12 protein-coding genes and 1 riboswitch are annotated in these 14,985 nt (G+C 52.6%); of the genes, 10 read left to right on the top strand and 2 right to left on the bottom strand.

From position 1 onward, the window contains the following. The first annotated feature begins 63 nt into the window (after positions 1-63). From I2H39_RS07940 to I2H39_RS07950, 3 genes are all read left to right on the top strand, one after another. On the top strand, positions 64-810 hold the full coding sequence (locus tag I2H39_RS07940) for an ABC transporter ATP-binding protein (RefSeq protein ID WP_195626203.1): 747 nt from the start codon (positions 64-66) through the stop codon (positions 808-810). Positions 811-988: 178 nt separating this feature from the next. Continuing rightward, positions 989-3,961: an EAL domain-containing protein gene (locus tag I2H39_RS07945; protein ID WP_227146952.1), complete on the top strand. Its 2,973-nt coding sequence runs from the start codon at positions 989-991 to the stop codon at positions 3,959-3,961. A 58-nt stretch (positions 3,962-4,019) separates the two neighbouring features. After that, a complete protein-coding gene (locus tag I2H39_RS07950; RefSeq protein WP_195626204.1) occupies positions 4,020-4,775 on the top strand; it encodes an EFR1 family ferrodoxin in 756 nt (251 codons plus the stop codon). 30 nt (positions 4,776-4,805) lie between these two features. Here I2H39_RS07950 and I2H39_RS07955 read toward each other — a convergent pair whose 3' ends face one another. Then, positions 4,806-5,828 (bottom strand): PTS sugar transporter subunit IIC, encoded by a 1,023-nt coding sequence (locus I2H39_RS07955; protein ID WP_195626205.1) that lies wholly within the window; start codon positions 5,826-5,828, stop codon positions 4,806-4,808. Positions 5,829-6,036: 208 nt separating this feature from the next. Here I2H39_RS07955 and I2H39_RS07960 point away from each other — a divergent pair, with 208 nt between their 5' ends. From I2H39_RS07960 to I2H39_RS07980, 5 genes are all read left to right on the top strand, one after another. Next, positions 6,037-6,603 (top strand): phosphatase PAP2 family protein, encoded by a 567-nt coding sequence (locus I2H39_RS07960; protein ID WP_138307879.1) that lies wholly within the window; start codon positions 6,037-6,039, stop codon positions 6,601-6,603. Positions 6,604-6,643: 40 nt separating this feature from the next. Beyond that, entirely contained in the window at positions 6,644-7,669 is a 1,026-nt protein-coding gene (locus I2H39_RS07965; protein ID WP_195626206.1) for an MBL fold metallo-hydrolase, read from the top strand. Between the two features lie 81 nt (positions 7,670-7,750). After that, a riboswitch (THF riboswitch) is annotated at positions 7,751-7,863 on the top strand. 230 nt (positions 7,864-8,093) lie between these two features. Continuing rightward, positions 8,094-8,666 carry a folate family ECF transporter S component gene (locus I2H39_RS07970; RefSeq protein ID WP_195626207.1) on the top strand — a complete coding sequence of 191 codons (573 nt, stop codon included), beginning with the start codon at positions 8,094-8,096 and terminating at the stop codon, positions 8,664-8,666. 318 nt (positions 8,667-8,984) lie between these two features. Continuing rightward, positions 8,985-10,232, top strand: coding sequence for an NAD(P)-dependent oxidoreductase (locus I2H39_RS07975; RefSeq protein WP_195626208.1), 1,248 nt, complete (start codon positions 8,985-8,987; stop codon positions 10,230-10,232). A 45-nt stretch (positions 10,233-10,277) separates the two neighbouring features. Continuing rightward, complete coding sequence (locus I2H39_RS07980) at positions 10,278-11,129, top strand: sugar phosphate isomerase/epimerase family protein (RefSeq protein ID WP_195626209.1); 852 nt, start codon at positions 10,278-10,280, stop codon at positions 11,127-11,129. 144 nt (positions 11,130-11,273) lie between these two features. Here I2H39_RS07980 and I2H39_RS07985 read toward each other — a convergent pair whose 3' ends face one another. Beyond that, positions 11,274-12,647, bottom strand: coding sequence for an MATE family efflux transporter (locus I2H39_RS07985; protein ID WP_138307889.1), 1,374 nt, complete (start codon positions 12,645-12,647; stop codon positions 11,274-11,276). A 391-nt stretch (positions 12,648-13,038) separates the two neighbouring features. Here I2H39_RS07985 and I2H39_RS07990 point away from each other — a divergent pair, with 391 nt between their 5' ends. Together I2H39_RS07990 and I2H39_RS07995 are read left to right on the top strand one after the other, a co-directional pair. Further along, positions 13,039-14,034, top strand: a complete 996-nt coding sequence (locus I2H39_RS07990) for an ADP-ribosylglycohydrolase family protein (RefSeq protein WP_138307891.1) — start codon at positions 13,039-13,041, stop codon at positions 14,032-14,034. Beyond that, positions 14,031-14,963, top strand: coding sequence for a PfkB family carbohydrate kinase (locus I2H39_RS07995; protein ID WP_195626210.1), 933 nt, complete (start codon positions 14,031-14,033; stop codon positions 14,961-14,963). Before I2H39_RS07990 ends, I2H39_RS07995 begins: the two co-directional genes overlap by 4 nt. The last annotated feature ends 22 nt before the right edge of the window (positions 14,964-14,985 follow it).

A 14,985-nucleotide genomic window follows, 5' to 3' on the forward strand; every position in this document is an offset into this window, starting at 1 on the left:
GAAAGGCAGTGGACAGATTGTCCGGCGGAGAAAAGGCCGGACCAGCCGGGCCAGGAGGAGAACATGGAGCAACTGAAGGTAGAGGGAATTTCAAAATCCTTTGACGGGGAGCCGGTGCTGGCGGATATATCCATAACCCTGAACAAGGGTGAGCTGGTGTCGCTTCTGGGAATCAGCGGAGGCGGAAAAACCACGCTTTTTAATATCATTGCAGGGCTGTCAAGACCGGATGCAGGGCGGGTCCTTCTGGACGGGGAGGACGTGACCGGCTGTCCGGGCCGGGTGAGCTATATGCTGCAGAAGGACCTGCTCCTTCCCTACCGGACCATAGAGGACAATGTGTCCCTTCCGCTGGTTGTAAAAGGAATGAAGAAGGGGAAGGCGCGGGAGCAGGCAGCGCCCTACTTCCGTCAGTTCGGCCTGGAGGGCACACAGAAGAAATATCCGGCCCAGCTGTCAGGAGGCATGCGTCAGAGGGCGGCCCTGCTTCGCACCTATCTGTTTTCAGGCAGTGTGGCCCTGCTGGACGAGCCCTTTTCAGCACTGGACATGCTGACCAAGAAATCAGTCCATGACTGGTATCTGAAGGTGATGGATGAAATCCACCTGTCCACCCTGTTCATTACCCATGACATTGAAGAGGCCATATTGCTGTCCGACCGGATATACCTGCTGACAGGCAGGCCTGGAAGGATAACGGAGGAGCTTGTTATAAGAGAGCCCAAGCCCAGGGACAGGGATTTCAGCCTTACGGAAGAATTCCTGGAATATAAGAGGCACATACTGAGACATCTGGAAAGAACAACCTGAAAAAGAACAGCCTGAAAAATGAGGAGCCCTTTCACCGGTTCCTTATTTTATTTTTCTATCTATTATGTTTATATATATTGTTTTCCTGTATTTTACCATAAGGTTGACGGGGACAGGTAAAAAATATTATAATTAATATATTTCAATGATAAGCTGCGTGCGGAAAAGAGGTACTTGCATGAGTACGAAAAGAAGCAGTGATGAGACAAGCATTTACATTATAGACAGGGATTACAGGCTGGTGCATTTTAATGACGCCCTGAAGCGGCGGTTTAAGGATGTGCGCTGCGGTGATTTCTGCTATGAGAAGCTGTGCAGCGAGGACAGGCCCTGCCAGGGCTGTCCGCTAAATGAAGATTCGGACGGGGCTGTCATGTTTTATAACAAAGCCATCCAGCAGTGGGTGGAAGTGAGTACAGGTGACATGGACTGGCCGGGACATGGGGCCTGCCGGGTGATTCTGGTCCGGGAAATCTATGAGGGCAATAAGAATCTCTTTTACAACCTTACCAGCATTTCTGCCTATGACGAATTGTTTGAGCTGAATTTCACCAGGGATTACTATAAGATACTGTACCATCAGGAGGGGAAGTATGTAATTCCTGCGCCGGAGGGAACGCTGGGCTCCATGGTCCGGGATGTATCGGAACACATGATTCACCCGGACGATGCCCGGCGGTTCCTGACGTTCTGGGACCCGGAGCGCATCACATCCTGCCTTTGGGACCGTGATGACAGCCGCGTCCTGAAAGGGGAGTTCCGCAAACGGAAGGTGGACGGAACCTGGTGCTGGGTGGCGCAGATTGTAGTGCCTATTTTAAACGGCGCTGAGGACGAGAACATTGTCATGTGCTTTATACAGGACATTGACGAGCAAAAACGCAGGGAAGAATCATTGACCCGGGGAAATCAGGAGCCGGAGGAGCGCCCGGACCCCGTCACCGGGCTTTGCAGGAGGCCGGTGTTTTTCAGGCAGTCGGACGCTTTCCTGAAACATGTAAGAAACCCTGAGGATTACTGCCTCATGGCCATTGATATTGAGCATTTCAAGCTATTTAATGACTGGTATGGGCCGGAAACAGGGGACCGCCTGCTGGCCATGATTGGGGCACTGCTGGATAAGACGCGGGCAGAGGAGGGCGGACTGGCCGGTTATATGGGCGGGGACGATTTCGTTATACTGCTTCCGGATGCGCCCGCTGTCCTGCGCAGGCTGCAGGAGGAGATAACCAGGTACATGAAGGAGTATGGCGGCACAGCCGGCTTCCTTCCGGCCTTTGGCATCTATGGAATTGACGGTGGGGGCCTCCCTGTCAGCAACATGTATGACCTGGCCGTCATAGCCCTGTCCTCGGTGAAGGGTAATTACGCCCAGAGGGTCAGCCGGTATGACAGCCGCATGAAGCAGAAGATGGAGGAGGACCACAGGCTTTTATCTGAGATACAGCGGGCCCTGGCCAATGGCGAATTCACCTTCTATGCCCAGCCCAAGTGCAATATGCGGACCGGAAAGATTGTGGGGCTGGAATCCCTGGTGCGATGGAACCACCCGGTGCGGGGCCTTATAGCCCCCGGCGTGTTCATTCCCCTTTTGGAGAACAACGGGCTCATAACAAAGCTGGACCTGTATGTATGGGAGGAGGTCTGCAGGAATGTCAGAAAATGGATAGACAGCGGCCGCAGGCCCATTCCCATATCGGTCAATGTGTCCAGGATGGACATTTATGCCCTGAATGTGACCCAGGTATTCCAGGAGCTTATCAGACGCTACTGCCTGGACCCCGGACTGATAGAGATAGAGATTACGGAGAGCGCCTATGTGGAGGAATACAAGGTCATAACAGCTGTGGTGGAGGAGCTGCGGACCGCAGGCTTTACCGTGCTTATGGATGATTTCGGCAGCGGTTATTCATCCCTGAACATGCTGAAGGATGTAAATGTGGATGTCCTGAAAATCGACATGAAATTCCTGGATATGGACCGCAGCAGCATGGACAAGGGCATGGGAATCCTGGAGGCGATCACCCGTATGGCCAATATTGTGGGCATACGCATGATAGCGGAGGGAGTCGAGAGCAAGGAACAGATGGAGCTGCTTCTGGACATGGGCTGCACCTACGGGCAGGGATATTATTTCTACCATCCCATGCCCATAGAAGTTTTTGAACCGCTTCTGTCAGATGAGGCCAACATTGATTTCAGGGGAATCAAGGCGAGGCAGATTGAGCGGATTCGTCTTCAGGAGCTGATGAACGGGGACATGGTAAGCGATGCCATGATGAACAATATTCTGGGCGCTGTTGCATTTTATGATTTATACGAGGGCAGGCTGGAGCTTCTTAGGGTTAATGAGCAGTACTGTTCCGTCACCCGCACCACGGGCATGGACCTGGAGGAAGTACGCAAATCCATTATGGACACCATATTTGAGGAGGACAGGAGCCGTGTGATGGAAATATTCAGCCGGGCCAGACAAAATCCTATAAAAGGAGCGGAAGGGGACCTGCGCAGCAGGCGGGGAGACGGAACTTCCATGTGGATGCATCTGAGGGTATTTTTCCTCAGGGAGCAGGACGGCCACTGGCTTTACTACGGAGCCATAAGCGATATATCCCAGCAGAAGCACAGGGAGCAGCAGCTGGAAGCCTCCCGGCGCGCCCTGTCGTCCGCAGTATATATATCGGAAAAGGACGAGTCCTTCATGAAGCTGGACGAGGAGAACCGCAGGGCCGCTGCCTCCATCTTTGCCCAGATGATGCCCGGCGGCATGATAGGAGGTTACTGCGAGGAAGGATTTCCGCTGTATTTTGCCAACCATGAGATGGTAAAGCTGCTGGGCTATGAAACCTTTGAGGAATTGCGGGAGGCAATCCGGGGACAGGTTATCAACACCATTCACCCGGATGACCGGGAACGGGTGGCGGCAGACATAGGACCGCGGTATTACACCGGCCTGGAATACACCACCACCTACCGCATGCCCAAGAAGGACGGCACCTGGTTCTGGACCCTGGACAAGGGCCGCGTCATTGAGGCGGAGGACGGCCGCCTGGCTATCATCAGCGCCTGCACGGACATCTCCGAGAGCATGGAGGCCCGGCGCCTGCTACACCAACCTTTGGGAGATACGGCGGATAATGAATTCAATTGACCTGTCATAATAGAAAAGACGGACAACCAGCCATATAAAGCAGAAGGAGACAACCCTTATGATTCTATATTTTTCTGGAACAGGAAACAGTGAGTATACAGCAAGGAGAATCAGCCTTGAGACAAAGGACAAAATCCTGAATCTGGAAGAAAAAATACGCAGCCGTGATTTTACAGGCATGTACTCGGATACCCCATGGGTGGTGGTTTCCCCCACCTATGCATGGAGAATCCCGCGCATTGTGCAGGAGTGGCTGGAAAACACGGAATTAACCGGAAACAGAAACATATATTTTGTAATGACCTGCGGAGGAAACATTGGAAACGCCGGTAAATACCTGAAAAAATTAGCTGCCGCCAAACACCTGGACTATTCAGGCTGCGCCCAGATAATCATGCCTGAAAACTACATTGCAATGTTTACCACGCCCACACAGGAAGAAGCAGCACGGATAATCCGCCAATCCCAAAGCGCAACCGACAAAACCGCCCGGCTCATCAAACACGGCAGGCCTATCCCCCGGCTTCCCGTAACGCTGAAGGACAGAATCAACAGCGGCATTGTAAACGCACTGTTTTACCCTGTCTTTGTCCACGCCAAAAAGTTCCGCTCCACAGATGCCTGCATCTCCTGCGGAAAATGCGCTGCCGTCTGTCCTTTGAACAACATCCGCCTGAAGAACGGAACTCCTGTATGGGGGCAAAGCTGCACCCACTGCATGGCCTGCATCAGCCGCTGTCCGGCCAAAGCCATTGAATACGGGAAACACAGCCAGAACCTGCCGCGTTACACCTGCCCTGAACATATAAGCTGAATACGAACCACAAGAATAAACCCTTCCATTTTACAAATTCAGCTTCAAATCCCCCTCCTTAATCCACCCCATCTTCCGCAGCACCTCTCCAAACACAAAGGTCAGCACAGCGGGCAGCAGGAAGCACACCAAAAGGATGCCCACCCACATCCTGGTCCCGCCGCCCATGGCCGTGTATACGCCGATGGGGCCTACCAGACCGCAGGTGCCCATGCCTGACCCGGCAGGGATGTTTTCCAGGCAAAAGACCATGGTGGCTATGGGGCCGGTAATCATGGATGCCAGTGTGGGAGGTATCCAGATACGGGGATTCAGCACGATGTTGCCCATCTGCAGCATACTGGTTCCCAGGCCCTGGGCCATCAGTCCGCCCACTTTATTCTCCCGGTAGCTCATGACGGCAAAGCCAATCATCTGGGCGCAGCAGCCGGCTGTGGCTGCTCCCCCGGCCAGTCCGTCCAGGGATAAGGCGATACAGATGGCTGCACTGCTGATGGGAAGGGTCAGGGCAATGCCGATAAGGGCCGACACCAGGATTCCCATGATAAAGGGCTGCATTTCCGTGGCCGTCTTTACCAGATTCCCAAACCAGCTCATGAATCCGGCCACGCCGGGTCCTACAAACTGGGCCATCAGCACACCGGATATAATGGTGAGTCCGGGGGTTACAATGATGTCCAGGCGGGTTTCCTTGGATACAATTTTGCCTAGTTCAGCCGCCACAATGGTGGCCACCAGAGCGCCAACAGGACCTCCCAGGGCATTGCCCGCAATGCCTACCGTGGCGGCGGAGAACAGCACCAGCTGGGGCGCTTTTAAGGCGTGGGCAATGGCGATGCCAAGGGCTGCGCCGGTAGCGCTTTTTGCATAGTCCGCAATGACATTGAAAATTTCTATCTGGAACTGCTGCCCCAGGGTACCGAAAATAGTGCCGATGAGAAGGGAAGCAAACAGGCCGAAAGCCATGGCTCCCAGGGCGTCAATCAGATAGGTCTGTACCGTGATGTTTACATTTTTCCGCTTCAGGAATTCTTTCACACTTGATTTTGTCATACTCATATTCTCCCTTTTTCCGGGCTGGGGGGTGTATTAGCATTGATACGCTCCGGAGCCTTTATTTTGTTAGGGATTTTATCACATATTCATAAAAATGCAAGGATTTTGACTAAAATCGCAATTTTTGTTAAAATATTAACAGATTGCAAAATGATATGGTGTGGGATATAATGGTATGAACAGGGGATATTAACCTGGAAATGAGGTGGACGGTATCGAATTCCGGATTTTATATACACTGCAGGAACTTCACACGCCTTTGGTAGACGGGCTTATGGTGTTCATTACCTCTCTGGGCGACCACGGATGGTTCTGGCTCCTTATGGGTGTCCTGCTTTTTTCATTTCCCAGAACCAGGCTTTTGGGAGGATGCATGCTGGTATCCATAGCAGCCGGATTCCTTTTGGGCAATGTACTGCTTAAGAATATGATAGCCAGGCAGCGGCCCTGCTGGCTGGAGCCTGCCGTGGAGCTGCTGGTCCGTGTGCCCGGGGATTATTCCTTTCCCTCCGGACATTCCCTGGTGAGCTTTGAGGGAGCGGTCTGTATTTTCCTTTTTAACAGGAAATGGGGAATTCCCGCCCTTATGCTGGCTGTGCTCATCGCATTTTCCAGACTGTATCTCTTTGTCCATTTTCCCACGGATGTGCTGGCAGGAAGCATGATGGGAACCCTGATTGCCTGGTCCGTGGTGAGTACAGCTAAAAGGCGGCGGCAAAACAGGGATTGTATAGGGGAAGAACCATGCCAAGGTGGCAAACCCGCAGAATAAAATGACCATAGAATGACAGAATGAAAGACAGGTGGAAGTTATGTTGGAACGCGCTCCGGGAATTTTTGAAGTGGAGCTTCACAGCAATCAGAAAAGTATTGATGAGATTAAGATATTCCTCATTCCCGGAAAGGATGGGGGAAGAAGCCTGATGGTGGACGCTGGTTTCCGCAGCAGGACGTGTCTGCGCGTCATGGAAGCGGAGCTGGAAAAGCTGGGAATCACCTATGACAGGCTGGATATATTCCTGACCCACAAGCACCATGACCACTGCGGCCTGGCCAGCGAGTATGCGGCCAGAGGCGCAAGGCTGTTCATGAATCCCCAGGAAGACAGGCACTGCTATGACTGCCTTTACTACAATCACAGCCACGGCTCCACGGAGGACCAGCCCCAGGTGCTGCAGAGCGTTGGGGTGACAGAGGATGGGACGCCGGAGATTTGGAACATGTTTATGGAAGTGAACCGCAGGATTCGGGAGAACAGGGGATGGGAATTTGAGATACCGGGATATCCCTACACACCGGTCAATGAGGGGCAGATTCTGAGCTATGGGGATTATGACCTGGAGACAGTGGGGCTTAAGGGACATACCTACGGGCAGATGGGACTTTACGACCGGAAGCATAAGATTCTCTTTAGCGCGGACCAGGTCATTGACGGCATTGTGCCTATTGTGGGCACCACCTATCCGGATGAGCATCTGCTTAAGGGGTATTTTGATTCCCTGGAAAGGCTGAAGCACCAGTACGGTGACTGCCTGATTCTCCCGGCGCACAAGGAACCCATCCGGGACGTGAAGCGGGTGGTGGACCGGATTGTATTTGCTTATCTGGATAAGACGGATTTAATCAAGCATATCCTGGACCACGGCCATCACAGGATGACCACCAAGGAGGTGGCCTGCCTGGCTTACGGCATAGACCATGTGCCCAGGGACCAGTCGGAGTTTATCAAGCTTAAAATGGTTATCAGCAAGACCTTTTCCTGTCTGGAATACCTGTATGATGAGGATTTCGCCATCCGCACCCTGGAGAATGGGACTTATTACTGGGAAGCTCCGTAAGGGGTAGCGGGAGCGGGAAAATAAAAAAGTGCTTGCATATCTTTATATATGGTGTATAGTAGAAGATACAATAAAAACAGAAGCAGAGTAGGTATATGTGCGTTAAGTGCCGGCTGGACAGGGAGTTGTCAGCTGGACGAAAGAGGATTCCCCAAGGGAATCTCCCTGCGGTGCATATGCTGCATCCCGCTGCAACAGAGATAGATGGAGCGGCCTGTTTTATGTGCAGCCGGTTTACACCGGTTAAAAGCGTGTTTGGAATTCTGTGACGAAGCACGTTCTCGCACAGGGAAGCCATGTCCCGGCATAAATGTGGATATGGTTCCCGGGGCCGTTTTTTGTATGCCAGGAAGAAAGGTTCCTGCACCTGCCATTGTATATCTCCGTTTGTAGTCCGTGAAATCTGCAAAGGAGGTAATGAATCATGAAGAAATTAGCAGAACTGTTTGGCAGCTCCTCCCGGGAGCTAAAGAGTGTCAGGACCATCACTGTGTGCGCCATGCTGGCGGCGGCCGCAATCATCCTGGTGAATTTCCGTATTGAGCTGACCAGCACCCAGAGAATCGGTTTTTCCGGCATACCCAACCAGTTAGTGGCCTATCTTTTTGGTCCTGCGGTCAGCTGTCTGTTCGCAGGGGCGCTGGACATTGTCAAATATCTCATAAAGCCGGTGGGCGCCTTTTTTCCCGGCCTGACGCTGGTGACCATGATGGCCGGCCTGATTTACGGGTTTTTCTTATACAGGAAGCCGTTAAAATTCACCAGGGTTCTGGCAGCCCATTTCCTGGTCTGCCTGGTGTGCAACGTGATTCTCAACACCCTGTGCCTCAGTATTCTGTACGGGCAGGCATTCATGATACTTCTGCCTCCCAGAATCATACAGAACCTGGTGAAATGGCCCATTGATTCCTTTATCTTTTACAATGTGGCCAGGATGCTGGAGCTGTCCGGCGTGTTCCGGATTGTCAGGGGAAGCAGGGCAGCGGTGACGCGGTAGCCGGAAGCAGATTAAAAGTTATTTATTTAACGGGTGAAGCATTTAACAAGAACCGGCAGGGACAGACACGCAGAGTCCCCTGCTGTTTACAGCAAATTGCCCCCGGGCTTCAGGTGTAAAACCTGTCCCGGGGGCATTCTGCTGCCATGGGGCCGGGGCCGGTGGGAATTCTCTCTCAGAATTGCCGGTGGGCCCCGTTATTTTTGCGACAGGCTGTTTTGCAAAAAGTACATTGGCGCTGTTGATTCGCCCGGAGGGCTGTGCTATGATTGGGGCTGCAAAAATGAGATGAAAGCAGTTTAAAGGAGGAACCATGCCATGGCAGTTCATGTAATCGACGAAGCCAGCCGTTGTCTTCAGTGTAAGAAACCCATGTGTCAGCAGGGATGCCCAATCCACACCCCCATACCCGCAATGATTAAGGCCCTGAAAGAAGGGGGACTGGAAGAAGCAGGCGCCATGCTGTTTTCCAATAACCCCATGTCATTGGTGTGTTCCCTTGTATGCAATCATGAGCGGCAGTGCGAGGGCCACTGTGTCCTGGGAAGGAAGGGACAGCCGGTCCATGTGAGCAGTATAGAAAATTATATATCAGATACATGCCTGGAGCGCATTGACATCCGGTGCCAGCCAAAGAACGGAACAAAAGTGGCTGTTATCGGGGCAGGACCCGCGGGAATCACCATCGCCATCCTGCTGACAAAGAAAGGATACAGTGTGACCATCTTTGACTCCAGGGACAAGATTGGCGGCGTACTGCAGTATGGAATACCTGAATTCCGCCTGCCAAAGTCCATTCTGGAGCGCTATAAGAAGAAGCTTCTGTCCATGGGAATCAGGATTCGTCCCAACACCACCATCGGAGGCGCGCTGGAAATCAAGGACCTGTTCCGGGACGGGTATGAGAGCATTTTCATCGGCACCGGCGTGTGGCGTCCAAAGAAGCTGGGAATCAAGGGAGAGTCCCTGGGAAATGTCCATTTTGCCATTGACTATCTGGCCAACCCGGATGCCTATGACCTGGGGGACCGGGTGGCCATCATCGGGGTGGGGAATTCCGCCATGGACGTGGCCAGGACCGTTATCCGCAAGGGCTCCCACCATGTAACCCTCTATGCCAGGGGAAGCCACTCAGACGCCAGCCTTCACGAAACCCAGTATGCCATGCTGGACGGGGCTAAATTCGAGTTTAACCGGAATGTGGTGGAAATCAATGACAATGGACCTGTATTCCAGCAGATTCTGTACGATGAGGAGGGAAATGTGACAGGTTATTCCCGGGAGCAGGAGCAGATTTACGCTGACTCTGTCATTATTTCCATCAGCCAGGGGCCAAAGAGCAAGCTGGTCAACACCACACAAGGACTGAAAGCCACCAGAAACGGCCTTCTGGAGACAGATGAACAGGGGGAGACAACGGTGGAGGGAATCTTTGCCTCCGGCGACGTGGTTTTGGGAGCCAAGACAGTGGTGGAGGCTGTGGCCTATTCCAAAACCGTCGCAGATGCCATGGATGTCTATATGAAGGAAAAAGCAGGGAAGAAAAAGATGGAAAACCTGGAATAACCGTGGTAAAATAGGACTTGAGAACGTTTGCAAAGGAGAGAGGCCATGAAACTGAATACAGGCATGAGATGCCATGATTTATGTCCCAGGATGGAAATGGAAAAGCTGTTTGCCCGGGTGAGGGAACATGATATCCATCAGATTCAGCTGGCATTTGGAAAGTCCATCAGCGATTATGATTTTACCACAGGCCGTTACAGCAGCGGATTCGCCCGGGCCATTGCCGGGGAGCTGGAGAAGAATAGCATCCATGTGGCTGTGCTGGGCTGTTATATCAATCCCACCAATCCCGTTGAGTCCAGACGGCGGTCAGAGGTGGCGCGTTTCATAGAACACCTGAAATATGCCAGAATCATCGGGGCAGATATGGTGGGGACTGAGACCGGACGCCTGGACCCGGATTTCAGGGTCACAGAGGAAACCTATACAGAGGACGCCTACCAGCTGCTTCTCAAGAGCATGAAGGAGATTGTGGCTGCGGCTGAGAAGCTGGGTGTCATCGTGGGCGTGGAGGGCGTATTTAACCACACTCTGTACAGCCCGGCCAGGATGAAACGCTTCCTGGAGGACATTGATTCCCCCAATGTGGAGGTGATACTGGATGCTGTAAACCTGATTCATCCGGATGAAACGGAGCCTGAGGCCCAGGAGCGTGTCATTGACAGAGCCTTTGCATACTACGGCGACCGCATAGGGGCCCTTCATGTGAAGGATTTTGTCTTTGACGGGCAGGAACAGCTGTTCCGCCATGTGGGAGACGGGCTGTTCCGGTATGAACCCCTTATGAAGCATGTAAAGAAAATGAAGCCTCACATCGCCATGCTGCTGGAGAATTCCAGCCAGGAGCGGTATCATGGGGATGTGGAGTTCCTTCAGAGGATTTACGACCAGGTCTGAAGCCTGGACAGGGACCAGAGATAAATTTAACATAACAACACCCCAAGGCTTCCGAAAACAAGGCAGCCTTGGGGTGTTGTATATTGTGTGGGCATTCTGCTCCAATTATCTGCCTGAACCGTCTGCTCCGGCTGGCTGGCGGAATCAGGCGGAAAGCTCCCGCTTCATTTTCCGGAAGGAAAGAATGAACAGGGTTACGGTGGTGCACACTGCGATGGTGTCGGCAATGGGTTCGGCCACAAATACGGCAAATACCTTATTTTCAAAGAGGTTAGGCAGAATATAAATAAGGGGTATCAGCAGGATGACCTTGCGCAGCAGGGCCAGGAACAGGGAGGTCTTGCTGTCGCCGATGGCGATAAAGGTCTGCTGGCATGCCAGCTGGGCTCCAAAGAGCAGGGAAGCCGCCATATAGATGCGGATGGACCACTGGCTGAACGCTGTCAGGGCAGGGTCCTGGGTGAAAATACGGATATAAACCATGGGAGCGAACATGGCTACGGCCCAGAGCGCAGTGGAGTAGGCCATACATGAAGCCAGCAGCAGGCGGAAGGTCCTGCTTACACGGTCCAGCTTCCTGGCCCCGTAGTTAAAGCTGATGATGGGCTGGGCGCCCTGGGTCAGTCCCTGGAGGGGGAGAAGGGAGAACTGCATTACGCTTCCCATAATGGTCATGGCGCCTACTGCCACATCGCCTCCGTATTTTAACAGGGAGGTATTAAAACAGATGTTCAGGATGCTTTCCGTGAACTGCATAACAAAGGGGGCGGCGCCCAGTGCAATGGCCGGCATGAGGATTTCCCTTCTGGGCCGCATGTAACAGGTGCGTATCTTAAGGTAGCTTTTATTGGATATAAGAAACAGGACCACCCAGGCAGCGGAGATTCCCTGGGAGATAATGGTTGCCAGGGCCGCGCCCCGTACGCCCATGTGGAACACAAACATGAGGATGGGGTCCAGGATGATGTTGCATATGGCTCCGATGAGCACGGTGTACATGCCTGTCTTGGCATATCCCTGGGCGTTGATGAAGGCATTGAGTCCCAGGGCCAGCTGTACGAAAATGGTTCCCAGGGAATAAATCTGCATGTAAGCCCAGCCATATTCTATTGTGTTGCCGCTGGCGCCGAACATCAGCAGAATGCGGCGGCCGAAGATGAGGAAAAAGGCGGTCAGCACAACGGCCACGGTTATGAGGGCAGTGGTGCAGTTGCCCAGGATGTTTTCGGCCTCCTCCTTCCTGCCCTTGCCCAGCATGATGGACGCCCTGGGAGCGCCGCCCATGCTCACCAGGGCGGCAAAGGCTGAAATTGCCATGATGACCGGGAAGGTGACGCCTACGCCTGTAAGTGCGTTGGCGCCTTCGCCGGGCAGATGGCCGATGTACATACGGTCTACCATGTTATACAGCACGTTGATGATTTGGGCTGTAATGGCCGGCAGGGCCAACTGAAAAAGAAGTTTCCCCACGCTTCCTGTGCCCAGGTCCACCTCTTTTGCTTCTCTGTTTTTTTCCATATAAATCACAATCCTTTCGTATTTCAAAAATAACCATTTAAATACTATATCTCGAAACCATGGGAAAGTCAACCTGGGAAGCGGATGGCAAAAAGCTGAAAAAACCGGCCCTTCGGGACGTAATCCATGCTGTATGGAATTCATGACAGACCGGTATACCACATCCCTTCCCCTTTTAAACAGAAATGGGCGGTTTAGGATGATTTCTGCTTTGGTTGTGTAAAATACACAAAAATAAGAGGGGAAAAAACGAAAAATAATTATGTTTTATGTCTATATGCATAAAGATACAATTTTATATTGACAGGAATGTCAGATAAGATTATAATGCAAATAAAAATACAAGTTGTAATGACAAAATGTAATAATAAATTTACCAGGAGGAAACAGTATGAAAGACAAAATTGCCGGCGCCCTGTACGGGATGGCTCTGGGCGATGCCATGGGCATGCCTGCCGAGTTGTGGGGAAGGAAGAGAGTGAAGGCGTTTTTCGGCCGGATTGAGGGATTTTTAGACGGACCGGCTGAGAATGATGTGGCATTTAATTATAAAAAAGGCCAGTTTACCGATGATACGGGCCAGGCCCTTGTGCTGCTGGATTCCATTGCATCCACTGGTTATGAACCGGACACCAGGGACATTGCCTTAAGAATGCTGGCCTGGGCTGAGAAGGAAAATGCCTTTGAGAACAATATCCTGGGCCCCACCTCCAAGGTGGCCCTGGCCAATTTCCGGGACGGCATCCAGGATTCCAGGATTACGGACAAGGCATTATCCAACGGAAGCGCCATGAGGATTGCCCCCATCGGCTGCCTCTTCAGGCCGGAGCAGAAGGAGGATATAGCCAGGTACGTGTACCAGGTGTCAAGGGCCACCCATACCAGCGATGTGACCATAGCCGGTGCAGCCATGATTGCAGCCGCTGTGAGCTCGGCCATTGTGAAGGATGATTTTGAGGAAATTATGGAGGATGTGTTTGGGATTGAGGAGATAGGCTGCAGCCTGGGATGTGAGACGTTCAGCCCGAAACTGGGAGAGCGCCTGCGGATTGGACTGGAGATTGCCAGGACGCATAAGGGGGACGAGGAAGGATTTATCCGCAGGCTTTACGATGTGGTGGGCACCGGAGTGGGCATCATCGAGTCTGTACCGGCTGCCCTGTCCGTGGCATATTTTGCCCAGGACCCAAACCGGTCCTGCCTGCTCTGCGCCAATATGGCAGGCGACACCGATACCATCGGGGCCATGGCAACGGCTGTCTGCGGCGCATTTACAGGGGCCGGACAGATAAAACAGGAATACATTGACACCCTGAGACAGCAGAATGATGCTGACTTTGACCATTACATCCGGATACTGGAAATAGGAAGGGAGAGACTTGCATGAAAACCCTGGTAATAGGCGCAGCCATCATTGATATCATAATGAAAATCAAACGCCTGCCCAAAAGCGGAGAGGACATTCTGTGCAGCGAAACCATGACCACGGTGGGGGGATGCGCTTACAATGTGGCCGGCACCCTGCGGGGCTTTGGCGTGGAACACGACCTGTTTGTGCCTGTGGGAAGGGGGATGTACGGGGATATGATTGCCGGGGATTTGGAGAACCTGGGATACCCCATCCTTATCAGGGAAGAGGAGAGGGACAACGGTTACTGCCTGTGCCTGGTGGAGGAGGACGGAGAGCGCACCTTCATCACGGTAAAGGGAGCTGAAGGCTGTTTCCGTTCATCCTGGTTTGAACCGCTGTCCCCGGATGCTTATGACAGCATCTATGTAGCCGGGTACCAGGTGTGCGGCGGCGGCGGCCGGGTTATATCCGGCTGGATGGAGGGCGCCGGGGACAGTCTGAGGGAGAAGCGGGTTTTCTTTGCTCCGGGACCTGTTATAACCGGGATAGAGTCACCGGTGATGGAGCGCATCCTGTCGGTGAATCCCATTCTCCACATCAATGAGAAAGAAGCCTTTGATTATGCAAAGCAGGCAACGGTGGAGGACTGCCTGAGGTACCTGCACAGTCTGAACCACAATCTTGTGGTGGTGACCATGGGAGCTGCCGGCACCATGTATTATGACGGCAGGGTGATGAAGTCAGTGCCTGCTGTCAAGACAAAGGTAAAGGATACCATAGGGGCGGGGGACAGCCATGTGGCTGCCATGATTGCGGGATACTATAAAGGGCTGGATACGGAGCAATGCGTAAGGCTGGCCAACCGGGTAGCCGCAAGTATCGTAGGCATACAGGGGCCGGTGATGACCATGGAGATGTTTGAGCAGCAGGATTTCATATCAGATATTCTGGATGGCTGTATATAAAAAACGAATGCGGAGGGGAATT

The sequence above is a fragment of the Clostridium sp. 1001283B150225_161107_B6 genome, from assembly GCF_015556325.1.
Lineage (GTDB): Bacteria > Bacillota > Clostridia > Lachnospirales > Lachnospiraceae > Enterocloster.

Bases quoted from the DNA above. Each gene is read 5' to 3' on its own strand.
- I2H39_RS07940 (WP_195626203.1), top strand. From the start codon at position 64: ATGGAGCAACTGAAGGTAGAGGGAATTTCAAAATCCTTTGACGGGGAG.
- I2H39_RS07945 (WP_227146952.1), top strand. From the start codon at position 989: ATGAGTACGAAAAGAAGCAGTGATGAGACAAGCATTTACATTATAGAC.
- I2H39_RS07950 (WP_195626204.1), top strand. From the start codon at position 4,020: ATGATTCTATATTTTTCTGGAACAGGAAACAGTGAGTATACAGCAAGG.
- I2H39_RS07955 (WP_195626205.1), bottom strand. From the start codon at position 5,828: ATGACAAAATCAAGTGTGAAAGAATTCCTGAAGCGGAAAAATGTAAAC.
- I2H39_RS07965 (WP_195626206.1), top strand. From the start codon at position 6,644: ATGTTGGAACGCGCTCCGGGAATTTTTGAAGTGGAGCTTCACAGCAAT.
- I2H39_RS07970 (WP_195626207.1), top strand. From the start codon at position 8,094: ATGAAGAAATTAGCAGAACTGTTTGGCAGCTCCTCCCGGGAGCTAAAG.
- I2H39_RS07975 (WP_195626208.1), top strand. From the start codon at position 8,985: ATGGCAGTTCATGTAATCGACGAAGCCAGCCGTTGTCTTCAGTGTAAG.
- I2H39_RS07980 (WP_195626209.1), top strand. From the start codon at position 10,278: ATGAAACTGAATACAGGCATGAGATGCCATGATTTATGTCCCAGGATG.
- I2H39_RS07985 (WP_138307889.1), bottom strand. From the start codon at position 12,647: ATGGAAAAAAACAGAGAAGCAAAAGAGGTGGACCTGGGCACAGGAAGC.
- I2H39_RS07990 (WP_138307891.1), top strand. From the start codon at position 13,039: ATGAAAGACAAAATTGCCGGCGCCCTGTACGGGATGGCTCTGGGCGAT.
- I2H39_RS07995 (WP_195626210.1), top strand. From the start codon at position 14,031: ATGAAAACCCTGGTAATAGGCGCAGCCATCATTGATATCATAATGAAA.